Annotated in this window: 16 protein-coding genes; 12 read left to right on the top strand and 4 right to left on the bottom strand. The window is 72.2% G+C overall.

Annotated elements, in window-relative coordinates; genetic code table 11:
* Positions 1-266 precede the first annotated feature (266 nt).
* Complete coding sequence (locus ACIA8N_RS32770; RefSeq protein WP_365781172.1) at positions 267-1,226, bottom strand: hypothetical protein; 960 nt, start codon at positions 1,224-1,226, stop codon at positions 267-269.
* Positions 1,227-1,646: 420 nt separating this feature from the next.
* Here ACIA8N_RS32770 and ACIA8N_RS32765 point away from each other — a divergent pair, with 420 nt between their 5' ends.
* Positions 1,647-2,729: a hypothetical protein gene (locus tag ACIA8N_RS32765; protein ID WP_365781217.1), complete on the top strand. Its 1,083-nt coding sequence runs from the start codon at positions 1,647-1,649 to the stop codon at positions 2,727-2,729.
* A gap of 959 nt (positions 2,730-3,688) precedes the next feature.
* A complete protein-coding gene (locus tag ACIA8N_RS32760; RefSeq protein WP_365781171.1) occupies positions 3,689-4,294 on the top strand; it encodes a hypothetical protein in 606 nt (201 codons plus the stop codon).
* 278 nt (positions 4,295-4,572) lie between these two features.
* On the opposite strand, the gene ACIA8N_RS32755 is transcribed toward ACIA8N_RS32760, so the two are convergent.
* On the bottom strand, positions 4,573-6,579 hold the full coding sequence (locus ACIA8N_RS32755; protein ID WP_365781170.1) for a hypothetical protein: 2,007 nt from the start codon (positions 6,577-6,579) through the stop codon (positions 4,573-4,575).
* 961 nt (positions 6,580-7,540) lie between these two features.
* On the opposite strand from ACIA8N_RS32755, the gene ACIA8N_RS32750 reads away from it, so the two are divergent.
* A complete protein-coding gene (locus ACIA8N_RS32750) occupies positions 7,541-7,993 on the top strand; it encodes a hypothetical protein (RefSeq protein WP_365781169.1) in 453 nt (150 codons plus the stop codon).
* A 1,114-nt stretch (positions 7,994-9,107) separates the two neighbouring features.
* Here ACIA8N_RS32750 and ACIA8N_RS32745 read toward each other — a convergent pair.
* Entirely contained in the window at positions 9,108-11,693 is a 2,586-nt protein-coding gene (locus ACIA8N_RS32745; protein WP_365781168.1) for a hypothetical protein, read from the bottom strand.
* Positions 11,690-15,754 (bottom strand): type VII secretion protein EccCa, encoded by a 4,065-nt coding sequence (gene eccCa, locus ACIA8N_RS32740; RefSeq protein WP_399416856.1) that lies wholly within the window; start codon positions 15,752-15,754, stop codon positions 11,690-11,692. Before eccCa ends, ACIA8N_RS32745 begins: the two co-directional genes overlap by 4 nt.
* A 277-nt stretch (positions 15,755-16,031) precedes the next feature.
* Between eccCa and ACIA8N_RS32735 the strand changes: the two genes are divergently transcribed.
* The 9 genes from ACIA8N_RS32735 (at position 16,032) to ACIA8N_RS32695 (ending at position 24,200) form a co-directional block, all read left to right on the top strand.
* The gene (locus ACIA8N_RS32735) at positions 16,032-16,406 is read left to right on the top strand and encodes a hypothetical protein (RefSeq protein ID WP_365781167.1); all 375 of its coding nucleotides are present in this window, start codon (positions 16,032-16,034) and stop codon (positions 16,404-16,406) included.
* A gap of 264 nt (positions 16,407-16,670) precedes the next feature.
* A complete protein-coding gene (gene eccD / locus ACIA8N_RS32730) occupies positions 16,671-18,050 on the top strand; it encodes a type VII secretion integral membrane protein EccD (RefSeq protein WP_365781166.1) in 1,380 nt (459 codons plus the stop codon).
* A gap of 98 nt (positions 18,051-18,148) precedes the next feature.
* On the top strand, positions 18,149-19,612 hold the full coding sequence (gene eccB / locus ACIA8N_RS32725) for a type VII secretion protein EccB (RefSeq protein WP_365781165.1): 1,464 nt from the start codon (positions 18,149-18,151) through the stop codon (positions 19,610-19,612).
* Between the two features lie 115 nt (positions 19,613-19,727).
* Positions 19,728-20,066 carry a hypothetical protein gene (locus tag ACIA8N_RS32720; protein ID WP_365781164.1) on the top strand — a complete coding sequence of 113 codons (339 nt, stop codon included), beginning with the start codon at positions 19,728-19,730 and terminating at the stop codon, positions 20,064-20,066.
* A 53-nt stretch (positions 20,067-20,119) separates the two neighbouring features.
* Complete coding sequence (locus ACIA8N_RS32715) at positions 20,120-20,416, top strand: WXG100 family type VII secretion target (protein WP_159043144.1); 297 nt, start codon at positions 20,120-20,122, stop codon at positions 20,414-20,416.
* Positions 20,417-20,563: 147 nt separating this feature from the next.
* Positions 20,564-20,995 carry a hypothetical protein gene (locus ACIA8N_RS32710; protein ID WP_327165027.1) on the top strand — a complete coding sequence of 144 codons (432 nt, stop codon included), beginning with the start codon at positions 20,564-20,566 and terminating at the stop codon, positions 20,993-20,995.
* A 34-nt stretch (positions 20,996-21,029) separates the two neighbouring features.
* On the top strand, positions 21,030-23,282 hold the full coding sequence (locus tag ACIA8N_RS32705; protein ID WP_365781163.1) for a hypothetical protein: 2,253 nt from the start codon (positions 21,030-21,032) through the stop codon (positions 23,280-23,282).
* Between the two features lie 50 nt (positions 23,283-23,332).
* Positions 23,333-23,899: a YbaB/EbfC family nucleoid-associated protein gene (locus ACIA8N_RS32700; RefSeq protein ID WP_365781162.1), complete on the top strand. Its 567-nt coding sequence runs from the start codon at positions 23,333-23,335 to the stop codon at positions 23,897-23,899.
* Positions 23,892-24,200, top strand: a complete 309-nt coding sequence (locus ACIA8N_RS32695) for a hypothetical protein (protein WP_365781161.1) — start codon at positions 23,892-23,894, stop codon at positions 24,198-24,200. The genes ACIA8N_RS32700 and ACIA8N_RS32695 overlap by 8 nt, the downstream gene beginning before the upstream one ends.
* Positions 24,201-24,321 lie beyond the last annotated feature (121 nt).

Genomic DNA, 24,321 nt, shown 5'->3' with positions numbered 1-24,321 from the left:
TGGACTCGGCCGTGCTCGGGACTGGACTCGGCCCGTGCTCGGGACTGGACTCGGCCCGTGCTCGGGACTGGACTCGGCCCGTGGATGGAGCCGGACGCGACCGGTGCGCCGGGCGGGAGCATCGTCCCCGAACGGCGTGCGTAGCGAGGGTCCGTGGACGGGCCCCGGGCTTCCGGACAACGGGCCGTGGGCGGGCGGAGATCCGCCGCACCCGGCCTCTGTACCGGTCCGTGCCAGTCCTGAGGTCCGTGCCGGTCCGGGTCCGGTCAGCCTCCGGCGTAGGCGCGGTACTCCTTGTACGCCTTCGCCGGGTCGGAGCCGTTGAGGTAGTTCCAGGGGAACTCGGTGACCCGCCCCTCCGTGGCCCGGAAGCACTCTCGCGCGGAGGCGACGTCGCCTGCCAGCGCGAACGCCATGGCGAAGGTGTTGTAGACCTGGAGCCAGCCGCGTCCCCGTACGAAGTCCGGGTGGCGGATCGAGTGGTCTGCGGCCTCGCCGAGCGAGGCGACCACCTCGGGGCGCCCGATGTAGCGGGAGTCGGGGCCGGAGTCGAGGGCGAGCCAGTGCTCCAGGTGCGCGACCGCGATCAGCTGACCGAGGAGCGTCCCCCCGGGCGCGGCGAACGCCGACGCACGGGCGAACGCGTGCATCTCCTCGTGGGAGCCGCCCCACTTCTCGCAGACCTGTTGCAACCGCTGCTGGTGCGCGCCCAGGTGGCGGGGGTCACGGCGCACGGCCGCCTCGAAGCGACGCCGTGCCACGTCCCGCTCGACCTGGAGTCCTCGGCCGGTGACCTGGAGGGCATACCAGGGCGAGGTCCAGCCGGGTCTGCGCTCGGCGACCTCGTAGAGCCAGGTCTCGGCCGTGGCCAGCCGGTCGTGGAAGAGCTGGAACTGCTCGCGGGACACGTGCGAGGCACGGGCGCCGGTCCTGGCCTCCCACGCCCAGCTGATGTGGCGGACGGCCGCCACGAGTCGCGGCAACGGGGCCTGGGGCTCCGCCGCCACGACGTCGGCGATCCACCGTTCCGCGCCGGCGACGTCACCGACGGCCCACAGGAGGCCCGTACGGTCCTCGCTCTCGGGCCGCGCGTCGAGCACGTCCCGTACGGTCGCCCAGTCCCCGGCCTCGGCTGCCTCGCGGACACGCCGAGCGTCCGGATCACCGGAGTCCTTGTCGACGCGCGCGACGGGCCTGCCCGTCCATCGTCCCAGCGTGTTCCCCAAGTCCCGGAGCAACGCCATTTCCCCACCCCTTGCTGTAGCGCACGGGTGGTTGATGATCGTCCCGCCCGTGGGTGTAGTGACTATCACGCGCGGCCGACAATCGCACACCTGTTTTGGCGCTCCGAGGGGTGTGCTGAAGCCGTCATTCCGGACGTCCGCGAGGCGCGCCCCAGCTCGGGCTGCCGCCCTGGTGGCAGGCGGCGGAAGCGCGGGCCGCGGGCGGAGCGCGGGCCGTGGGAGGAGGGGAGCCCGGGCAGCGTGACGCGCTCGCACACGGTCACCGTGCGCTCGCCGGCCGGGGAGGGCGGTCGGCCGATCCGCCGCTGACCTCACCTTTCCGTTGGCCGGAAGTATTGCGGAGAGTGACCGGGTCGGGAATGATCTCACGCCGTGACACTTTTCCTCGGAGCCTTGCTCGCAGTGCTTCTCGTGGGGCTCTACCGCATCCAGATCGGCCCCCGCCGCGCGACCACCTGGGTCGCGGATCACTTCGTCGCCACCGATCACGGCCTTCCTCCGCGCGAGGCACTCGACTCCCGACGCCCCGGCCCTTCCCCGGCGGCGCACCGTCAGCGGGAGCGGCAGGCCGTGGTCGACGCCGCCCGGCAGGGGAACTGGGAGACCCCAGCGCGGTACGTCGGCGAAGCGGGCGAGGACTGGGACGAGCGCTGGACCAGGCTCGCTCTCCTCCAGCACGTCGCCGAGGAGGACGATGCCTGGCTCGACGCCTGGCGTACCGCCGAGCCGGACGACTGCGACGCCGCGACCCTCAACGCGAGCCTGATGGTCCACCGCGCGTGGGCGATCCGGGGCAGCGGGTACGCCCACGAGGTCATGACCTCGGACATGGAGCGCTTCAAGGCACTGCTCCCGGCCGCCATCGAGGAAGCCCGGAAGGCAGCGCTGCTCGACCCCGCGAACCCGGGCCCATGGGTCGTCATGATCACCGCGTCTCGAGGTGCGCAGTACCCTCGGGCTGCGTTCAGGCCACTCTGGGACGGGCTCGTCGCCCGCGCGCCGCACCACTACGAGGGACACTGGCAGGCGCTCCAGTACTGGTGCGCCAAGTGGTTCGGCAGCGACCGGCGCATGCTGCGGTTCGCGCGCCAGGCGGTGCGCAAGGCTCCGTCCGGCAGCCCGCTCGCCGGGATCTACCTGCACGCGCTCGACGAACTCACCAACCGGTCCACCTTCGGCACCGCTCCCGTCACCCCGCTGTCCAGGAACACGCTCAAGCGGGTCGCCGCCTCGTTCGAACAGGTCCCACCGGACGACGAGCGTCTGCCGCTCCTGCGGCACCTGCTGGCCCACCACATGCTGAGGTCGATGCTGTACGCGGGCGCCCTGGAGCAGTTCCGCCAGATCGGACCGTGGTGCGGCGCCCCGCCCTGGCGGAAGGACGGCAACCCGGTGGTGGCCTTCGAGAACGCCCGCGGGACCGCCGCGAGACTCTCCCGCGCCCGCCCCGCCTCGGTCCCCCAGACCCACGGCATCGCCCGCTGACACGACCAGGGCGGAAAGGGTACGGCGCGATTGCCGGCCGGGGGGCTCTTCGATGGTGCTGCAGCTCACCGCCGTCGCGTCACTGCCGGCCCGCAACCCGGACTGTCGCAGACGTCCGAGTTCAGCGCATCGTAGTCAGCACCGGGTCAGCACGGGAGCCAGCACCGCGCCACCAAGACATGCCCCGCGCAAGGCAACCCGGACAGCCCCTCCCAGGCCTTCCCCAGGCCTTCAGCGGGGTCGGACCAGCAGGCCATGGAGGCCGGGTGCACACGAGCGGGCCGAACTATGGTGTCCCACCACATCCGCCCCCGACCTGCGACTTCCTACGGTGTGGCGACACCGGAACGTCCCCGTTCCTGCCTGGAAGTGGTGCACATGGCCGCCGCGACACCCTCCCCGACGCCACCCAACTCCCTCAGGCAGCGGCGAGATCGTCGAGTCCATCGTGCAGCGCCGGAACGAGCGGCAGCTGACCCGGGGCCTTCCCGGTCGCCGCCGACCGGGCCGGCGGCTGACGTCTCCCGCACCGGGTAGGGCGTCAGGGGCCCTCCAGATTCCTGATCAGCGCGGCCGTCGCGGCCCTGCTCTCCCTGCTGGTGTGCGACAAGGACACCAAGGGCGACCAGATGGCCGCCTTCCTGCGACCGCGGGCAGCGAAGGCCTCCGCGACGACTGTCACCGGAGGCCTCGTTGTACCCGGGCAGGCGCCACGCGCGGGAATCCCGCTCCCAGCCCATCGAGCTCGCCCGGGACGAGGACACCCTCATCCGCGGCGACACGGGCCCCGCCCGCGGACCCCGGCCGGAAGGCGGGACGGGACGTCGACGCAGGACTCCCGACGTGCCTCGTGTCCGACGTGTGGGCTATGAGGCACGGTGGGACAGTGAACTCCGACGGCGGTCGGCCCGGGCGCGGCCGGACCTCCCCGACGCCCGGAACCGAACAGGAGCCCTGGATTGCGCTTCTACGCCCAGACACCCGCCCGCCGAAACCGTCAGGTGCTCGTGGACCTGATCGCCGTAGCGCTGATCGCCACCGCCGTCTGGGCGGCCTTCGCCGTCCGCGAGACGATCATGCTGCTGGCCGAACCGGGACGCAAGGTCGAAAGTGCCGGCAACAGCCTCTCCGAAGAACTCGGCAACGCGGGAGACGCGGCATCGGACGTGCCCTTCATCGGCGACATCCTGAAGAAGCCGCTCCAGTCCGCGGCCGGCGCCGGCTCCGGCTTCGCCGACGCGGGAGTGTCGTTCCAGGAGACCGTCGGCCAGGTCGCCAACGTGATCACGACGGCCCTCATCCTCATCCCGGTGCTCTTCGTCCTGCTGCTGTGGCTCCCGCCCCGTCTGCTCTGGATCCGGCGCAGCAGCACCCTGCGCCGCCTCGCGGGGACTCCCGGAGGCGCAGACCTGCTCGCCCTGCGCGCCCTCACCGGCCCTCCGGGCGCACTCGCCGAACTCCCGGCCCCACCAGGAGGATGGGCCGACGCGTGGCGGCAGGGGGACCGGCAAGCCATCACCGACCTGAGCACGATCACCCTCAACCGCATCGGACTACGCCCTTGACACAGGGCTTGCACTCCTTCGGTGCACGGGAGGCGGAACGGGTTTTGACACGGGGTTCCAGTCAGTGTGGCGACACCGGAACATCCCCATACCTGCCTGGAAGTGGTGCACGTGGCCGCCGCGACACCCTCCTGACCAGCACGGAAAACTGAGACGCGGTGAGTGATCCCCTGCAGGGGGCGTCGGTCCGCGGGCGGCGCGCAAGGCCTCCGGCCGAGGCAACCACCCGGGCCGGCGGGCGCCGGGTGGCCGAAGCGTCCGTCATCGGCACTTCGGCCTCAGAAACCCCCGGATCCCGTCTCCTCCCCCCAGCCACGAACTTCACCGGAACCCGGCACCGTGCCCGTCAGCCGGACCTGGCCGCCCGCGTTCGTACGGACGGCCAGGATCGGTCCGCGTACGGTGGCCGAGACGGGTCCCCGAGCGGTGACAGCGGTCAGCGCGCGGCTGCCCGCGGCGAGGAAGTAGCGCGCCCCGGAGGGCGCCGTCCAGTATGTCCCCGCCAGCAGGTGCTGGCCGAAACGACTGCACGCCGCCGTGTCCGCGGGCGCCCTGCCCGGCACCCGTACCTGCGCCGGCCGGGTGCTCCTACCCGGCCCCTCCCAAGCCACCGCCACGCGGGCGCGCCCGTCCCAGCCTTCCGCGCGGATGCACGTCCAGGTGGCGCGTCCGGCCCGCTCCGGCAGGGGCTGCTGGGCGAACTCCCACCGGTTCACGGCCTGTACGCCGGTTCCCCGCAGGGCCGGCAGCGTGCAGGCCGAACGGGCCCAGGCGGCGAGCCCCGCGGCCGACGTCGCCTCGCGCGGCTGGCGCGCGGGGGCTCCCGTCCCCGGTGCCGGGGACCACGTCAGGTGCGCGGGGCCGAGCTCGCCGAGGTCCACCAGCAGGAAGGAGTGGTCCTCGACGATCCGGGTGGACGACCGCACGTGCAGCGCGGGAACGCTGCGGCAGTCGCCCATCGCCTCGGGTACGGGGTCGGTGACGCCGTGCTCCGAGACGGCCAGCTGACGGGACGGCACGTCGGGCCTCAGGAGGTCGCGCACCGCGCTCTCGTCGATCCAGGGGGCCAGCAGGAACCGCGCGCCACCCGGTGACCTGCTCACCGCCACGGCAGCGCCGGTGGTCACGTCCGCGTCGTCGACCCGGGCAAGTTCGAGGAGCACCACGCCCCGGCCCGCAATCGGCTCGGTGTACCGGACGAGCCGGCCGCCGTCGTGGAGGAGGACGACGGCCGAGTCGTCGACCCTTCCGGCGAAGAGCAGTCGGGCAGGGGCGGCGGGTGGCGTCGTCGGCGTCCCCGGCGTGACGGTCACCCTAACCCCGGCCTGGGCACCCGTGCCCCGCGCCCAGGCGCCGAGGGCACGGGACAGCAGGGCCATGTCGCCGGTCCGCCCTCCACGGGCGGGCCACGCGGTGAAGTCGACGCGCGCGGTGTCGGCCCACAGTTCCCCGGGGGTACGGACCAGGAGCCCTGGGTCGGAAGCGCGGGCGGAGGCGGCGGCGAGGGCTGTGGCGGGCGGCACGGCTGCCGCCTGCTCGGGCCGCGGGGCGAGCACGGCGGCCGTGGACCCGGCGAGCAGTGCGGCAACGGCGGCGAGGGTGATCAGGCGCGTACGGCGCCGGCGGCGCAGCAGGTCCGTCGGCCGCGCCTGCACGGTGCACGGGTCGAACTCAGCGCCGTGCAGCAGCAGTTCGGCGTCGTCACCGAGGTCGGCGCGGAGGCGGTCGGCGGCGCGGACGGCCTCGTCCGAGGCGGGGGCGCCCGCGGCGGCGAGAAGGAGGGCGGCGGGTCGCGCGCCCAGTCCTTCGAGTACACGCAGGGCGAAGGCGGCCCGCACCTCCGGGGTCACGGCGGCCAGTGCGTATTCCAGCGCGACTTCGTCGTCGGCACCGGCCCGCGGGAAGAGCCTCAGGCCGAGGACCGCGGGGAGCGGGTGCCACCCGAGGGACCACGGGGGGCGGGCCGCCGCGCGCAGGGCGGCGGACACGACGCGTTGCCGTAGCCAGGCGAGGACCGGGCCCGGCTCTCCGCGCTGCTGGTGAACCGTCGGGACGGGGGTCGGGCCCCAGCGCGAGAGAGGCGCCGCCGAGAAGGACTTCTGCACGAGCGCGTGCGCGGTGAGCACACGGCGGTGCCTGCCGAGGGAAGGGGGGAGAATCAGGTGTGCCAGCCGGACGAGCTGCGGGTAGTGCTCGACGAGGGCGGCCTCGGCGTCGTTGAGGGTGGGGCGGGTGGGCGCGGCGGAGGATATACCGCTGCCCGCAATGGGTGCGTGCGACTGCATGCCCGTGTCAACGACGGCTCCGCGGAGCGGTTACCTCGTACGGGTGCTCTGAAGGGTCCTCCGGGGTGGTGACCCCGCACCCGCATCGCGTCGGGCCTGATGGCCTGTGACGTCATCGCCAGGGCGATCGGACCCGAGGGGTGCGTGCCCTGAGCCTTCACACGAGCCCTCGACACACGAGTCCTCGACCGGTTCAGCGTGGGCGCCCTTTCGGCATGCCTCTCCTGGCCGATCGGCATGTTCGCCGTGGTGACCCTTGAGGTCTCCGTCGGTCACGCCGTGGTGCGAGCGCCCCGTTCGACCCGTTCTCAGAGCTGTCCGCTCCCGACCGTCGGAATGGGGCGGCCGGACTTCCGCGTCGCGCCGAGCCGCTCGGTCCCGTCGAGAAGTTGCCATGACGACGACCCGACAGCCGGACCCGTTACCTCTGGAGGAGCCTGTCGGCTTGCATCACTGATCGTGTACAGGCATTGGATTGCCGCGGCAGCCGCCTTGCTCTTCCTCCCTCTGACGCCTCCTTGGTGTGCAGGGCGGCTTCGGCGGCGAGATCCGCCAGCGGAAGCGCTGGTACTGCTGGCGCTGCGCTCCGGGGGCCGGCGCGAGGGGCGGGTGGGCGAGGTGCGGCGAGCCGGTCAGGGTGTGGAAGATCCAGCGCTGGGCGTGCGCGACGTCGGGGGCGTGGGTCGGGCGCAGGCGGCGCTGTAGATCGCTCCAGCAGCGGAGATCGATGAAGCGGGCTTGTCTGGTGAACAGGGCACGGCGGCGCGTGCAGCCGATGGGGGCGCCGTGCGTACCGCGTTCGGGCAGGGACGCGAAACCGGCTCCGCCGTCCAGGCCGTTTGAGCCGTGCTCTCAGAAGCCGTATCTCTACCGATCGCAGTGGGCATGAGTTCGAGTGTGACTGCCCGGCCGGGTGATCTCTCGGCGGTCTGGGTATCAAGCTCGGGGTATCAAGCCAAGGGTGATCGGCGAGCGAGGGGGCGGACTTCGAATGGGGGCAGCGGACGAGCAGGACCTTGAGGACGGGGAAGGCTGGCTGACGAAGGCCGAAGTCCGGGAGATGTGGCCGCAGATCAGGCCGAGCAGTATCAGGGCCGTGGCGCGGGCCAACAGCGTACGTACCTCGGCTGCGCCCTCCCCGGACCTGACCCGCGAACCGACGTACCACGCGGCCGACGTGCGCCACGTGGCCGAGCGGATCGCCCGGGGTGAGGCAGAGGTCGCGCCCTGGCAGCGCGCCGACTCCGACACTGCACGCGACGACGCCACACCCGGCCCACCGATTCGGCAGCCCGTCGATTGGGGGCCCGAGAACGTGCCGGGGCTGATCCTGCTGGCGATCATCGTGGGGTTGATCCTCTGGGGCCTGACCTCTCCCGACAACCACGGCACGGTAACGTACTTCGTGCGCTGAGTGCGCCAACCAGCGTTTGATCTACCGACCTTGGCTATCGCGAGTTCGGGTCTGCCGACTCGGTCGGGCGATCTCCTGGTCGTCAGGGCATGAAGAGCTGGGTCGCCGGGACCTCCGGGGCGGGCAGGCGGTCGCCGTCGCAGCCCTTGACGTCGCCGAAGCGGCCGGTCGTCATCCAGGCCTCTCTCGCCTCCCGGTCTGTCGCAGATGCCGGAGTTCTACGCTGCGTGGTCGGCACCAAGTCAGCACGGGAGGGGCGGCACGGGTGCTGACATGGGCTTTCAGTCAGCGCCAAGTCAGCACGGGAGTCAGCACCGCTCGACCAGAACGTGCCCGATCAGCGCAACCCGAACAGCCCCTCTCCCGTCCCTCTGGGGCCGTCGCCGGGGTCGCACCAGGAGGCCATGGAGGCCGGGCGCACGCGGCACGCCACCGAAACGTCCCCGTACCTGCCTGGAAGTGGTGCACATGGCCGCCGCAACACCCTCCCCGACGCCACCCGACTCCCTCAAGAAGATCGTCGCCGCCAGTCTCGTCGGGACCACCATCGAGTGGTACGACAACTCATCGGGACACGACTACGACCTGCGCTTCCTCCCCCATGGCCCCCTGAGGTCAGCACCGAACCAGCACGGGAAAATCTCGTGCCGGCCGGGGCCCAGCGAGAAACCAGCCAGCCCAGACCATGGGTCGTTCAACGAAGCAGGGGACGATCACTGACGGTAGCGCACGCGACCGCCCCCGATCGCTTGCTGCTGAGCCTGCCAGGCAGACAAACGGAACGCGTGACCACGGCAGGTCGCAGAGGATTAGGGCGGTTCACCGCTTCTCAGCGCAGGTCCCGCAGTTCGCGCAGCCCGTAGTTGGGCGGCAGCCATCCCCGCTTTCTGTCGACTGGCAGTTCGTCCCGGGCATCACCGAGGGACCATCCCTGCGGGCGCGGGGAGCAGCGGAACGGCCGGAGCCAGCCGGGGGTCGAGCGGGGGCCATCCCCGCGGGGACGGCGGGCGGGACGCACGCGGAGCATGGTGGAGTCCCCCTCGGTACCGGCGTCGCCTTCCTCCGTCCTCTTCCCTCGCCTCGGCCCAGCGGCCTCCTCGGCGCGAGCCGTCGCTCATCCCAGGGCCGCACCGGGTGCCGTGTGAAAGCGCGACGCGTCGGGCAGGGGGCGGCGGTCGTGGGGTTCCAGCATGTCCCGGCGCTCGAACCAGTCGACGAGGCGTGCACGGGCCTGGGCGTCGCGCTCCCGGACACGGCTGTCCACCCCCTCCGCGGGCGATACCTCGCGGAGCAGGACCCGGATCGGGGACGCGTCGTCCTCCGCGATGTGCATGGCCAGGACCGCGAAGGCCGTGCCCGGTGGGAACACCACCTCCGGTTCGTCGTCCGTACCGAGGAAGACGGCCGTACGACGGCCGGTGGTGGACCAGATCCCGAACTCGACCGCGCCCTCCAGCTCCGCGTCGCAGGCCGGTACGGCCGCCACGGCGGCGGGCTCGACGATGACGGCGCCGGGCACGTACCGGTCCAGCGGCACCGTCTCGGCGGGGGCAGCGAGCATGACGGCCCCGTAGTGACCCGGCAGCCTGCGCAGGCCCGAGCTGAGGCAGCGCAGCAGCGGCGTGAAGGGGCCCGGTGCCGCTGCCCGAGCCGCCTCGGCGAGTCCCGCCCGGGACACCGGGTCGGGGGTGTCGGCCTGGTACACCGCGATGGCGACCATGTCCGGCTTAAGGTCGTCCTGGGCCGTGGAGCGCAGCGACGGCAGCCGGGAGGCCAGAAGTTCCGTCCTGCCCGCGAGGACGTGGTACCGCTCACCGAGGAGGTCCCGGAGGGCCGCACGGTCCCCGGGGCCACTGGGCGCGGCAGGTGCCGGCGCCGGCCGGGCGGGCTGGGGCGGGACCGGGGCCGCTCGCACCGGGGCGTCGGGGCCGGGCGGTGCGACCGGAGCGGTGGCGGGTTCGGGCTGCTGGTCCCGCTCGGACGGCGGTGTCGTCTCCGGCACGTGCGGGTCCGGCGCATGCGGATCCGGCTCCGGGGTACCGGCACCCGGCCCGAGCACCACCCGAGGCGCGGCGGGTCCGGGACGCGGCTCGGGCCCGCCTTCCGGCGCGCCTTCGGGGTCCGGTCCGGCCTCCGGCGACGACAAGGCCTCGGGCGCGGGCCAGGTCGTCCGGGGATCCAGCCAGTTCAGGTCCAGCGCCGTGGCTCGGGACCTGCCTTCCGCCTCCTCGGCCTCGCTCCCGTGGACCAGCAGTCCGTGCGGCTCTGTCGCGCCCAGGCCCGGCAGCATCGCCGACACCCCGGAAAGCGCCGCCCAGACCTCGGGTCCGATGCGTACGCACCCGTCGCCCACGACCAGGACGGGGCGCACGGGGTCGGGTCGCAGCGTCCGGGGGCGGAGGTCAGGTGCGGGTCCTGCCGGGCGCAGCCAGAGCCCCGCCGGTACGGACTCCAGTAGCCAGTCCTCCAGGTCCGTGCTCCGGTGCACGGCAGGGGCCGGTGTGTCCTGTCCGGGCAGTCGCAGCCACGCGGACGGGACCACGCGACGGTGCTCGGGCGAGGCGGCGAGTTCGAGCACCAGGGGCTGCCAGGTGGGTGCGGCCCGCTCGTCGAGGAGCGTGGTGGCGTGGTCGTCGGCCGTGCGTACGGGGAGGCCGATGGCCACGCGTACCGTGCGGCCGAGATGTTCCGCGAGGGCCACGGCCATGGCGATCAGGTCGGACGGAGCGGCCCACGGTGCGGCCAGCAGCAGGTCCGCCGCGTCCTTCGCCGCCTCCGGTACGCGGTCGAGGAGTTCGGCGGTGGGAAGCGACGGCCGCCGAGGTGAACCGACGCCCAGGAGGAAGGTGTCCGGGTGGACGCCGATCAGCTGCTCGGCCGCTTCGGGCAGGTCCCCCAGCCAGAACCCGCCCCGCACGGAACGGCTCTCGTCCTCCGCCGGTGCCGCGCCTATCACCGGTACCGCCCCTTCCACCGGCGCCGAACCGAACCCGTGCGCACCGGCCCGGGACTCCGCCACCATGGGGACCGGGGGCGCGGGCGGCGGGAGCGGATCCTCCGCCCGATCGGGATGCTCGTCCCGGTCGGGTTCCTCAATCCGGTCAGGGTGCTCTTCCTGGTCAGGTTCCTCAATCCCGTCGCGACGCTCTTCCTGGTCGGGATCCTCACTCGGGTCGGGGTTCCCGCCGTGGCCGAGGCCCTCGCCCTGGCCGGGGCCGGGCTCCGCGCGCTCGCTCTGCCCCGGAGCCTCGTCCCCAGCCGCCGGCGGCCAGTCGGCCGCCAGTCGGCGCGGCTGTTCCCCCGGCTCCGTGCTCCACCAGCTTCCCGGCTCCGCGATCCGCAGCGTGCCGTCCGGTTCGATGCTGACCACGCCGTCCGGGGCGATCACCGTGAAGTCCGCCGTCGCCGCGACAGCCTCGACCGGACGGCTGCCGTCGGGGCCCGTTGCGGCGAGGCCCGAGGCCGCCAGCACCAGGCTTGTCGCTCCGCGCTCCACGGCGAGGGCCACCAGGTCCGGAAGGCTCCGGCGGAGCACCGGGGCCGCGTCCGGTGCCGCGGCCAGGATCAGGAGCGCGCCGGGCAGTGGGGGAAGACCGCCGAGGGCTGCCGTCAGGGCCGGTGCCATCTCCTCGGACGTGATCACGAGGTGGGGGCCGACGGGACGCACCCTCGATCCGGTGGCGGGGGCGGACGTGGTCATCCGGAGTGTCCGTTCTGCGGGGTCGGGCCGTCGGGGGCGAGCAGCGGCGTTTGGAGCTGCACCGTGCGACGGCGGGTGATGTGCAGTGCGCGTCCGGTGGGCAGCACCTTGGGCTTCGTACCGCCGAAGAGGTAGCCCTCGGTGGGCGGGCAGGACAGCAGGACGGCCGGGGTGTTGACGTCCTGGAGCTTGCGCAGGAGCTGGTCGGACAGGCCTCGTCCGGCTCCGTTGGCGGAACGGGCGACGATGATGTGCAGGCCGATCTCCGCGCCCTGGGCGAGGTGGTCGAGGACGGCGGCGAACGGATGGGCCGACAGGGAGCCGTGGACCAGGTCGTAGTCGTCGACGAGTACGAAGAGTTCCGGGCCGCTCCACCAGTCGCGCAGCCGCAGCCGGTCCGGGGTGATGTCGGCGGACGGAACGCGGTTGGCGATCGCCTTGGCGGCGCCGGTGATCATCTGGCGCAGTGGGTCGGCCGAGACGGCGTAGCCGAGCCGGTACTCCTCGGGCACGGTCTCGTACATCTCGCGGCGGAAGTCGACCAGCATCAGGCGGCCCTGGTCGGGTGTGTAGGCGCGCATGATCTGGGTGGCGATGTGCTTGAGGAGATTCGTCTTGCCGGTCTCGCTGTCGCCGACGACGATCAGGTGCGGGTCCTGGGAGAAGTCGTGCCACAGCGGCAGGACGTCGTGTTCCTCCAGGCCGAGCGGGATCCGCAGGGAGCCGTGGGGTGCGGGGAGTTCCGCGGCGTCGAGGACGGACGGGAGCATGCGGACCTCGGGGGCGCGCGGCCCGGTCCAGTGGTCGGCCACGACGTCGACGAGGTCGGCGACGCCCTCGCTGAGGTCATGGGCGGTGCCGAGGCCGTCCATACGGGGCAGTGCGCACAGGAAGTGCGCCTGGTCGGCGGTGAGTCCGCGGCCGGGGATCTTGGGCACCTTGCCCGCCGCCCGCATGTTGACGACCGAGTCCACGGCGTCTCCCAGGCGCAGTTCGAACCGGGTCTGGAGCTGGTCGCGCAGGGCGCCGGTGATCTCGCCCCAGCGGGTGGTGCCGACGAGCAGGTGAACCCCGTAGTTGAGGCCCCGCTGCGAGATGAGGGTCAGCGGCTGGACCAGGTCCATGAACTCCTGGCGCAGCGTGTTCCAGCCGTCGATGACGAGGAACACGTCTCCGTGGGGGTCGTCGGGAAGCTCTCCGGCCGCCTTCTTGCGGCGGAAGGTGGCGATGGAGTCGATGCCGAGTTCGGCGAAGTACTTCTCGCGGCGGGTGATGACCGCGTTGACCTCGGCGATCGTACGGGTGACGCGGTCCGGGTCGTGGCGGCCGGTGACCCCGCCGACGTGGGGCAGGCCGCGCAGGCCCGACAGGGTTCCGCCACCGAAGTCCAGGCAGTAGAACTGCACTTCGGCGGGGGTGTGGGTGAGCGCGAGTGCCGTCATCATGGTGCGGATCAGGGTGGACTTGCCGGACTGCGGGGCTCCGGCGATGCCGATGTGTCCGTCGGCTCCGGCCAGGTCGGCCATGAGCAGGTCGCGGACCTGCTGGAAGGGCCGGTCGACGACGCCGACGGGAACCTTGAGGGTGCCGCTGGCCTCACCCTCGACGGTGAAGCCGCGCTCCGGGTGCGGTCCGATCGGGGGCAGCAGTTCGTCCAGTGTCGGCGGGACGTCCAGCGGCGGCAGCCACACCTGGTAGGCGGGGGGACCGACGTCGGTCAGTCGTTCGGCGGCGATGTCGAGGAGCGTGCCGGTCTCCTCGGCCTCGGGCTCCTCCTCCGTGTCGGGGGTGGAGGGCAGCACGCGGGGGGCCACGTAGTCGGTGCCGAAGGCCACGACCTGGCCCTCGATGACCGCGCGCTGGGCGGCCGGCCGGCGTTTGGGCTGGTAGGCCCCGGAGACGTAGGCGGCCTTGAAGCGGGTGAGGGTGGAGATGTCGCTGCGCAGATAGCCGTTGCCGGGCTGGGAGGGCAGCTGGTAGGCGTCGGGGACGCCCAGGACGCCCCGGGACTCCATGGCGGAGAAGGTGCGCAGGCCGATCCGGTACGACAGATGGGATTCCAGCTGGTGCACGCGTCCTTCGTCGAGGCGCTGGGAGGCGAGCAGCAGGTGGACGCCGAGGGAGCGGCCGAGTCGGCCGATCATGACGAAGAGGTCCATGAAGTCGCGGTGTGCGGCGAGCAGTTCGGAGAACTCGTCGACGACGACGAACAGCGTGGGCAGCGGGTCCAGCGGAGTGCCTGCGGCGCGGGCGGTCTCGTACTCCAGAAGGGAGGCGTAGTTGCCCGCCGCGCGGAGCAGTTCCTGGCGGCGGATCATCTCGCCGTGCAGCGCGTCGCGCATGCGGTCGACCAGGTCGGCCTCGTCGGCGAGGTTCGTGATGACGGCGGAGGTGTGGGGCAGACGGTCCAGGCCGAGGAAGGTGGCGCCGCCCTTGAAGTCGACGAGGACGAAGTTGAGGATCTCCGAGGAGTGGGTCAGGGCCAGGGCGAGGACGAGGGTGCGCAGGAGCTCCGACTTGCCGGAGCCGGTGGCGCCGATGAGCATGCCGTGCGGGCCCATGCCTCCCTGGGCGGACTCCTTGATGTCCAGGTCGATGGGTGTGCCGTCGGGGCCGAGGCCGAGCGGGACGCGCAGTTTGTTGGACTGGTTGCGCTGCGACCACTGCTGCTTGACGTCGAAGCGGTGCAGGTCGTGGATGCCGAGCAGGCTGGTCAGGTCGAAGTCGGTGGCCAGTGGCTCGCCCTGGTCGACGCTGTCGCCCAGCCGGTACGGGGCCATGGCCGCGGCCAGGCGGGTGGCCGCGGTGGGGGTCAGGCCGTCCGGGACTCCGAGCGTGGTGACCTGGTCCTTCCGATTGCGGTCGGCGCCGACCATCTCCAGGGTTCTGTCGGTGCCGTCGGGGGTCCCGGTGATCCGCAGGCGGAGGACGAGTCTGCTGTGCTTCCACTCCAGCGCGGAGCCGACGTCGAGGACGGTGGCGTTGCGGTAGCCGCCGAGCGCGGCCCGGTGGGGGGCGGTGAAGGTGGCCCCGTCGAGCACGATGACCGTGTAGGGCTCGTCACGGCTCGGGGTGGCGTCGGGCTCGTAGGGCGGCCGGGCGCCGAACTCCTCGCCGAGCAGCTGCTCCAGTTCGCCGATGGTTCCGGCGACGAGCCGGAGCGGCCCCGCGCCGTCGGTCTCCCCAGGGTGCAGGGCGTGCGGCAGCCACTTGGTCCACTCCCAGTGGGCACGCCGGTCGGGCGCGGCGACCACGGCGACGCGCAGTTCGTCGGGCGCGTGGAACGTGGCCAACTGGGCGAGCACGGCGCGGGCGAGGGCGCGGGGCCGGTCGTCGGTGCAGGCCGTCGCGCCGCCGTCGGGTGTCCCGCCTTCGGTCGTCCCGTTGCCGGGGCCGGCTTCGTCGGCGCCCCGGATCAGGACGTGGGCGAAGCCGCGCAGGTGGATGGCGACGGGCTGCTCGGCGATGGCGCCGTACGCGTGGATGAAGCGGCGCAGGGCGTGGGCGCTGAGCGGTTCGAGGTCGTCGACCGGCTTGGTGGCGAGCGGGGCGAGGCGCACCGCGAGACGCTGGGAGCCGCGCGCGATCCGTACGTCGCTGAAGTCCGGGTGTGAGGAGCGTCGTTCCCACAGCCGCGAGGTGCGTACCAGGGAGGGCAGCTCGGACGGGTCGGGGTGCCGCCATGCCAGGGCCTCCTGCTGGCGGAGGACCTCCTTGCGCACCTGGCGCCGCATCTGCGACAGGTAGCGCAGGTAGTCGCGGCGTTCGCCGGTGAGCTCCTGCTTGCGGTCGGCGTTGCCGCGCATGATCTGGGTGACGACCATGCCGATCGCGGACACGGCCATGGTGCCCATGGCGATGTACGTCATGAGGCCGCCGTTGGGCCGTAGGAAGATGAACACCATGGAGAGCGAGGACAGCGCCATAGGCACCATCGTGATGATGTTGCCCATGCCGTTCTGCTTCTCCGGGAGGCCCGGCGGCTCCTGGAGCTGGATCTCGCCGTCCGGCATCTCGGGGCCCGGCCGCCTCGGCGGGCGGTTGACTTGCACCACGCTCAACGAACAACGCTCCTTACACCTGGCGGCCGACTGTGTGCCGATTCCTCGTCAGTCGGGAACGGGCGGAAGGTGCCCGATGGTTCAACCCCGTGGCCCGCGCCCCGGATGAACCTCCACGGGCGGGGTACGCGTTGATCTCTCCGTCGGAACAGGGGCGGACGAACGGTGGGAGAGCGTGCGCGACTACGGACGACCGCCGGGCCGGGTGCCGGTGACGTCGGCGGGGTGGGCGAGGCGGTGCGTGCACGCCCTTCGTGGCGGTGTCTGCGGGAGAGCGGTGTACGAGGACGAGGCCGAGGACGCGACGGCGGACGAGGTGCGGGCGCTGCTGCGCGACTGGCTGCCGGACACCCGCCCTGAGGACCCGGACCCGCTCGCCGGGACCGCGACCGGGCTGGACGTGCCGGAGGCCACCGCGTCCGAGTTGACGCGGGTTCTGGCTCGGCTGCTCGGCCCGGTGTCCCCCGCCGTCCCGGCACCGCGGGAGACGCTGCTGATCGCCCGCGCGCTCGTGGTCGACGAGCATCCGTCGGCGGGCGCCTGGAGCGAGGGCGAACGGCGGGCCGTGACCCGTCTGGTCGCCGTGCTCCTCGTACGGCACGGCGAGGAGGGCGTCGAGTCGTTCGTACGGGCGCTGCGGGGGGACGACTGATCCGTTCGCCGTCGCCCGTACGAACGACTCGACGCCACGCCGGCCCCAGTCGCCAGGCCCGCCCTCTGTAGCCACACCGCCCCTCGTCGCCTGGCCTGCCCTCGTCGCGACGGCCGGCCCCGCAGCCCCTCCCCCGCCGTCGTGCCGGGGCCTGTGCCGGCCATCCGGTTCGCCGTGGTTGAACCCGGCACCGGGGCGCGTCCGTTCCACTGCCCGCCGAGGGCGTTCCGGCCTCGGCGGGACAGCAGGAAGGACACGCGGGCAGTGAGCGGTAGCGCGGTGGCGGGGCTGTGCCGGTTGAGGTTCCATGGGCCGCACAAGGTCGTCGAACTCTCCGTACCGGCCGACGTCCCCCTGGCAGACCTGTTGCCGACGATCATCGGCTACTCCGGGGACGGCCTCGACGAGGAGGCCGTCGAGGCGGGCGGCTGGGTGCTCCAGCGGCTCGGCGAGGAGCCCCTGGACGAGGAGCGGACGGCCGAGGCCCTGGGCCTGCGGGACGGCGAGCGTCTCTATCTGCGGCTGCGCCGCGAGTCCCTGCCGGAGGTCCATTTCGACGACATCATCGACGGTGTGGCGGCCGGGCTCGACCGGCGGGGCGACACGTGGCACCCCGCCCTCACCCATCACCTGACTCTCGGCCTGGCGCTGCTCGCGCTGGCGGGCGGCCTGGTCCTCCTGGCCCTCTCCGGGGACATCGGGCCACTGCGGGGGGTCTCGGCGGCGGTGACCGGAGTGCTCCTGCTCCTGGGCGCGGGGAGCGCCGCGCGGGCGGTCGGGGACGCGGGGGCCGGTACGGCGCTCGGCGCCGCGGCCGTTCCCTATGTGGCACTGGCCGGGGCGCTGCTGCCGTCCGGGGACAGCGACCTGACGGCCGCCCGGCTGCTCGCGGGCGGTTCGGCCGCCGCGAGCGCCTCGGTCCTCGCGCTCGCCGCCGTGGCCTGTTCGGCGCCTCTCTTCCTCGGGCTGCTCATCACCGCGGTGGCCACGGCGGTGGCGGGAGCGCTCGCCCTCGCGGGACTCACGGCCCCGCAGACGGCGGGGGCGCTGGCGGTGCTGGTGGTGGCGCTCGGGACGTTCCTGCCCGGGTTCGCCTTCCGGCTCTCGGGGCTGAGGCTGCCCGCGTTGCCGCGCACCGCCGAGGAGCTCCAGGAGGACATCGAGCCCTACCCGGCGCAGGACGTCGTGGACCGCAGTGCCGTGGCCGACGGCTATCTGACCGCCTTCCACGTAGTGATGGGCGCCCTGTGCGCCGCCTGTCTCACCCTGATGGCCCCCGCGCCCGGCTGGGCTCCCGTGGCTCTGAGCTGCGCGCTGTCGCTGCTGCTGATCCTGCACGCCCGTGAGCTGGGCTCCCGGTGGCAGCGGCTGGCCCTGGTCCTGCCCGGCGCGTACGGGCTCGCGCTGCTCACGACCGGGTGGGCTCTCTCGCTGGGCCCCACCGGTCGTCTGTACCTGCTGGCGGGGCTGACGGCGACCGCCGCGGCCCTCGCGATCGTCTCGTGGACGGTGCCGGGGCGGCGGATGCTGCCGTACTGGGGTCGGGCCGCCGACCTGCTGCACAGCCTGCTCGCGCTGAGCATGCTGCCGCTGGCCCTGACCGAGGCCGGGGTCTTCGCCTGGGTGCGCGGGCTCACCGGCTGAATTCCGCGACCCGGCCCCCGGGCCGGGACTCCGGCGCGGGGCCGGTGACCTCACCTCGTATCTCGCACCCCACCACACCTTTCCTCCGAGGAGTTCACATGCAGTCCAGGCGCGACCAGGTGCAGGCCCACCTGTTCGTGATGAGCAGGCTCGGGGCCGGGATGCTGCGGGGCGAGCCCGACTCCCTGGACCTTCCCACCCGGCGCACCGCTCGCGGGGTGCGCACCGGGCTGTTCATCGCTGTCCTGATAGCCCTGGTGATGGGCTTGTACGGGGCGATCAAACCGGGCGGTTCGACGGGCTGGGCCAAGCCGGGGACCCTGGTGGTGGTCAAGGAGACGGGCGCCCGGTACCTGTTCGTCGGCGGGGAGCTGCGGCCGGTGCTCAACCAGGCCAGCGCCCGGCTGGTGGCCGGGGAGAAGATGACCGTCACCCAGGTCGGCCTGAACTCGCTCAAGTCGGCGCCGCGCGGCGGACCGGTGGGCATCGTGGGCGCGCCGGACGGGCTGCCGGCCGCGTCCGCGCTGTCCCACGGCGACTGGCTGGTGTGCGGACTGGTGGTCGCCACGGCGTCGGGCAGGCCCGGAGCTGTGGTCTCGCTGGCCGTCGGCTCCGCCGGCCCGGGCCAGGCACTGGGTCCCGAGCAGGGACTGCTGGTGATCGCCACGGACGGCACTCGCCATGTGCTGTGGCAGGGGAAGCGGCTGCGGCTGGGCAAGGACGCGGGTACGGCGCTCGGCTACGGCACGGCCACGCCGTTCCCGGTGGCACTGTCCTACCTCAACTCCCTTCCCTCCGGGCCCGATCTGGCCGCGCCGGACCTCGCGGGCCGGGGCACGCCCGGTCCCGACCTGGCCGGGCGGCCGACCCGGGTCGGCCAGCTGTTCACGGGCCCGGCCGGTGAGCCGTACGTCCTGACCCGGAAGGGCCTGGCGCCGCTCGGCCGCACCCAGTTCGAGCTGCTGCGCGGTGACCCGCGCACCCAGAAGGAGGCGTACGCGGCGGCTCCGCCGCTCGCCGTCGTGGTGGGCGCCGCGGACCTGGCCGCCCACCCGGCGCCGGCCGGGATCCTGCCGGACACGGGACTTCCGACGACGCCGCCGGAGCTGGTGGCGCCGGGGACGGGTCAGGGCGTGTGCACGGCGGTACGGCCTTCGGCGGCGGGCGGGCCCCGCACCCTGGTGACCGTGGCCGACGCGTCGGCGGTCGCGGGACGGCCGGTGACGCCCCAGCCGGGTGTGACGGCGTCGTGCGGCGCGGCCGACCGGATCTCGGTACGGCCGGGGGGCGGCGCGCTGGTGCGGGCGCTGTCCGGGGCGGGCACGGCCGGGGCGACGTACCTGGTCGCGGACAACGGCGTGAAGTACCCGCTGCCGACACAGGAGGCGGCGAAGGTCCTCGGCTACGCGGGCGCGACGCCGGTGGGCGTGCCCTCGACGCTGCTGACCATGCTGCCCTCGGGCCTGGACCTCGACCCGGCGGCGCTCATGACGGCGGGGGTGGTCGACGCGCCCGCCGACCAGCCGGCCCCTCTGTGCCCCGGGAGCGTTTCGGGGAGCTGAGCACGGTGTCCGCGCCGCCGCCCGGGGCCGGTGCGATGGACCGGTGAACCCCCCACCGTGAACGGCCCGTTCCCCCTGCCGGGAAGCCCACCGACCGTACGACCAAGGAGATCAGGTGTCCGACGTTCCCAATGACAACCTCAAGATTTCATCAGCGGTACTGACCCAGACCCTCAACGAACTGGAGGCGCACCTCCAGACGATGGAGCGGGCCTACACGCAGTCCGAGGACATCGCGAACCAGGTCGCGCAGAGCATGCGGTCCGCGGCGGGCACCAAGTTCATCGCGAAGATCGAGAACTGGCAGCGCGGCTACCGCACGGTGATGGCCGAGTACAAGGACCTCCTGGACGCGGTCGGCACCACCAGCAAGGTCATGACGGACACCGCCGGTGAGGCGGACGCCAACATGGACCTGTGGAGCGGCGACGTCTACGACGTCCTCAGCAAGTGATCGCGTACGCCCTCTCCGTCTCTCCCTCCTCCCCTCTTACCTAAGGAACGCGCATGAGCGAAATGGACATGGACATCAAGCACGGCGCGCTCGAGGAAGCGAACGCCCAGATGAAGCAGGTCGCCGCGACCATGAGCTCGGCCGTGGAGACCGTCGTCCAGCGGCTCGACGCCATCCGGTCGGAGTTCACCGGTGAGGCGGCCAAGGAGTTCGCGGAGTTCAAGCAGGTCGTGAACTCCCTGGACTCCAACCTGTCGCAGCAGTTCAACAAGGGCGCGGACCTGCTGGCCGACGCCCACGGCATCATCCGGGGCGGGGACCGCAAGAGCGCGTTCCTGTTCCAGCGCTGAACCCGCGCCCCGCACCGGGACCCGGCACGCCGTCACCGTCGGCGTGCCGGGTTCCGGCCTTCCGGGGCCGGGGTGAACCTCCACGTGCGGGGGCTCCGTTCTCCGTGCCGGACAGTACGCGGCCCGGAACAGGAATGGAGAGGCCCCATGGCGGACGACAACGAGGGTGACGAGAGCGTCACTTCGATCACCGAAGACGTTCTGCTGGAGAAGGCGACGAAGTTCGAGGAACTGCTCCTGGAACTCACCTCGGACACGGTCCTGCTGGCGCTCCCCGACTGGTCGGCGGGAAAGCCCAACGGTGACTTCGGCCAGATCCTGCCGGGCAACCCCAAGCAGTTGAACAGCGCCGCCCGTGTGCAGGCGGGATTCGCCGCCGTGTGCACGCAGCTGGAGGGCGCTCTCGACAAACTCCAGGGCGTCACCAAGAGCGGCAGCATCAACCTGCGGAGCGTCAAGGAGATCCTCGGCGACGCGGCGGGCGACGCCGTCGACGTCACCGAGATGTGGGAGATCCTCGGCATGATCCAGCGGGACGCCCAACAGTCCAGCGGGTCCACCCCCTCTCCCGAGAAGTAGACCGTCACCCACCCGACAGGAGTTCGACGCGACCATGGCGGAAAAGAAGTGGACCTGGGAGGAAGGCCTCAAGGTCTTCATGGACACGACCGGGGCCTTGACGACCCGGGAGACGGTGGCCGGGCCGGGCTCGATGGACTGGTCCGACTTCGGCACCTTCCGCATCGAGAAGAACGTCGCCTTCAGCAAGGACTACAGCAAGATCTTCGACTTCTACTGGACGTTCGACACCAGCTACGGCGGCCAGTCGGCACGGTTCGTGGTCGGCTTCAGCGCCAACTGGAAGGGCTACTTCGACGACGTCAAGTCCCCGTACAACCTGTTCCTGAACGAGCCCTACAAAGCGCTGCTGCCCCTGGTGAACGGGACCTCGTCCGCGAAGACGGACATCGTCAACTCCTTCTCGTTCGGCAACGCGAAGGACCAGCTGGACGGGGTGGTCACGTGGCTCGACGAATGGCTCCCGCTCATCAAGGGCTGGGGGAACGACATGGACTCCGAGGGGAGCGAATGGCGGGGCAGCGCGGCCGGCGCGTTCAAGAAGTTCGTCGACGTGATCCACATGGAGATGAACAAGGTCAAGCTGGACATCAAGACCCCGCAGGACATCTCGAAGTTGCTGGGTGAGTCCAAGACGCAGCTCGAGACGTCCTCCTGGGGGATGTACAGGGCATTCGAAGCGTGGAGGGCCAAGAAGGTGCCCCCCGATTCGGAGACCGGGTACTCGGCCATGAACGGGGTGGCGCTGCTCCGGGCGGAGTTCAACCGTCTCATGACGGGCTCGACACTCACCGTCACCTGGCGGACGACGGGCACTCCGAGCTACGGGAACGGCTACACGTCCACGACCACTCCGGACTTCGGCCAGATCCTCGACGGCTTCAAGAACGACGTCAGTTCCCCCGACTGGGTCAGGACGGTCGAACGGAACGCGAAGAACGAGTGGCTCAAGACGATCGCCGACCTCGACACCGCCGCGTCGACCCACGTCCTCGCCCTGGACAACAGCTACCTGAAGCTCGCGGCCGCCCTGGAGGAAGGCGTCTACCAGCCGAGCTTCACCCTGCCGGGCGGGGGCGGTCCCACCGGGCCCGGCGGCGCCGGCGGCGGCGGGGGCCCGGGCACCGAGGACCTGCCGGGCGGCGGAAGCGGCGGTCCGGGCGGGATCGGGGGCGGCGGGGGCGGCAGCGGCCTTCCCGATCTGAAGGGCGGCAAGGGAGGAGGCTCCGGCAACCCCGGTGACAAGAAGCCGACGGGCCTGCCCGACGGCCCCAGGATCCCGCCGGTCTCCGTGCCCACCACCACGCCCGGTTCGCCGGGAGGGGGGCCGGGTACGGGTACGGGCGGCGGTGGCAAGGTCCCGCTGCTCGACAAGAACGGCAAGCCCGTCATGGGCAGCGACGGCAATCCCGTCCTGGTACCTCCGGGCTCCCGCATCGGCAAGGACGGCAAGGTCTACGACGCCAACGGCAAGCCGGTCCTCGGTACGGGCGGCAAGCAGATCGTCGCGCCCCCCGGCGGCAAGGTGGGCACGCCGCCCGTCAAGGACGAGACCCAGACGGGCGGACTCCCGGGCTCCAACTACGACCGCATCCGGCTTCCCGAAGGCGCGAAAGTCCTCGCGGACGGCACCGTGGTCGACGCCAAGGGCAAGCAGCTGCTCGACTCCAACGGCAACCCCTACGCCCTCCCCAAGGGAGCCACCCTCAAGGACGGCATCGTCGTCGACGCGAACGGCAACCCGATCAGCCGCATGCACCAGCTGCTCACCAACGCCGAACACGCCGTCGACTCGCCCCCCGTACGGAAGATCACCACCGGCGGTGGCGGCTCGGGCGGAGACAACAAGCTGATCCTCGACGGATACGGCTCGCGCGGCGGCGGCAACAGGTTCACCCTCGACGGCGGCGGTTCGGGCGGCAGCGGCGACGGTCCCCGGCTGAAGGGCGGCTCCTCGGTCGTCACCGGCACCGGGGGGCTTGGCGAGCGGGCCGCGCGCATGCTCGGCATCCCTCCGGAAGGTCCGCCGCTCACCGCCACCGCGACCCCCGACGGCCGGCAGTCGGGCGGCGGCACCGGAAGCGGAGGGACAGGAGGTGGCGGCACCGGAAGCGGCGGCGCACAGATGCCGCAGTCCCCGATGATGCCCCCGATGAGTCCCGGCGCCGGAGCGGGCGCGGGCGGACCCAACCAGGGCAACGACCGGCAGCGCACCACCTGGCTGACCGAGGACGAGGAGACCTGGGGCACCGACACCGGCTCCGTCAGCGGAGTCATCGGACGCTGACGTCCACCCGTCACCGACACCACCCATCCCAGCAGCACGAAAGGCGGACCATGGCCATCGACTTCGACGGCATCCTCAAGGACGCGATGTCGGCCCTGCACGATCAGCGGGACAGGATGCTCGCGGCCAAGCGCGAACTGGACGCGGCGACCGCGTCCGTCACCTCCAAGGACCGCATGGTGTCGGTCACGGTCGGCCCCCAGGGCCAGGTGGTCTCGATGACCTTCCACACCAAGGCCTACCAGTCGATGGCACCGGCCGAACTGGGCGCGGCCCTGACCGCCGTTCTCAACGAGGCGCGGGCCAAGATGGGCAGCCACGTCATCGAGCACATCAAGGGCTTCCAGGACTTCGGCGGACACCTGCGCAGCGTGACCGGCCTCGCCGGCACGCCCGACGACATGGACGAACTCCTCAAGCCGCTGCGGGCGATGGCCCCGTCCTTCGGCCTGGAGGAGGCCCAGGAGGAGGCGAAGGCGGCCCGGCAGCAGGAGTTCGCCGCCGAGGAGGAGGCAGCCGCCCGCCGCGCCTCCGAACAGGCCGCCAAGCAGGAGGAGTTCGTCACGCAGGCCGAGAGCCGTATCCCCACCGGGAAGCAGGAGGAGTTCAGTGGCTGACGACCTGAGGGTACTGAGCGACCTCAAGAGCAAGTTCGCCCACTACGACGACTACCAGCGCTGTCTCACCGACCTCGGCAAGGCGATCCTGGAGATCAACCGGATCAACAAGGAGTCCGCGGGCAAGGACGAGATCGGCACGACGTACCACGATCAGGTCGACAAGCCCACCGAGAACCTCACCGAGACGCTCTCCTACGTCACCAAGCGGCTGGGCACGGTCGTCGAAGCCGGCAACGACACCTCCGACATCATGGACAGGTCGGACGAGGAGGCCGGGTCCCAGGCGGACGCCTTCTGAGCCCGGGCCGCCGAGCGCCGTCCACCCGGCGCCACGTGCGGGGGACGTCCTCCCTCTGAACCGCGCGGACGGCTGCCCCCGTTCCACCGGGCACAGCCGTCCGCACGATCAGAGGACCCTC

The organism is Streptomyces sp. NPDC051822 (assembly GCF_044452745.1).
GTDB lineage: Bacteria > Actinomycetota > Actinomycetes > Streptomycetales > Streptomycetaceae > Streptomyces.
The sequence above is the reverse complement of the archived record's forward strand: the minus strand, read 5'-3'. Positions and strand labels throughout refer to the sequence as shown.

What these genes read in the sequence shown, in the direction of transcription:
- ACIA8N_RS32755 (WP_365781170.1), bottom strand. Translation starts at nt 6,579, where the DNA reads ATGCAGTCGCACGCACCCATTGCGGGCAGCGGTATATCCTCCGCCGCG.
- ACIA8N_RS32745 (WP_365781168.1), bottom strand. Translation starts at nt 11,693, where the DNA reads ATGACCACGTCCGCCCCCGCCACCGGATCGAGGGTGCGTCCCGTCGGC.
- eccB (WP_365781165.1), top strand. Translation starts at nt 18,149, where the DNA reads ATGCAGTCCAGGCGCGACCAGGTGCAGGCCCACCTGTTCGTGATGAGC.
- ACIA8N_RS32715 (WP_159043144.1), top strand. Translation starts at nt 20,120, where the DNA reads ATGAGCGAAATGGACATGGACATCAAGCACGGCGCGCTCGAGGAAGCG.
- ACIA8N_RS32710 (WP_327165027.1), top strand. Translation starts at nt 20,564, where the DNA reads ATGGCGGACGACAACGAGGGTGACGAGAGCGTCACTTCGATCACCGAA.
- ACIA8N_RS32705 (WP_365781163.1), top strand. Translation starts at nt 21,030, where the DNA reads ATGGCGGAAAAGAAGTGGACCTGGGAGGAAGGCCTCAAGGTCTTCATG.
- ACIA8N_RS32700 (WP_365781162.1), top strand. Translation starts at nt 23,333, where the DNA reads ATGGCCATCGACTTCGACGGCATCCTCAAGGACGCGATGTCGGCCCTG.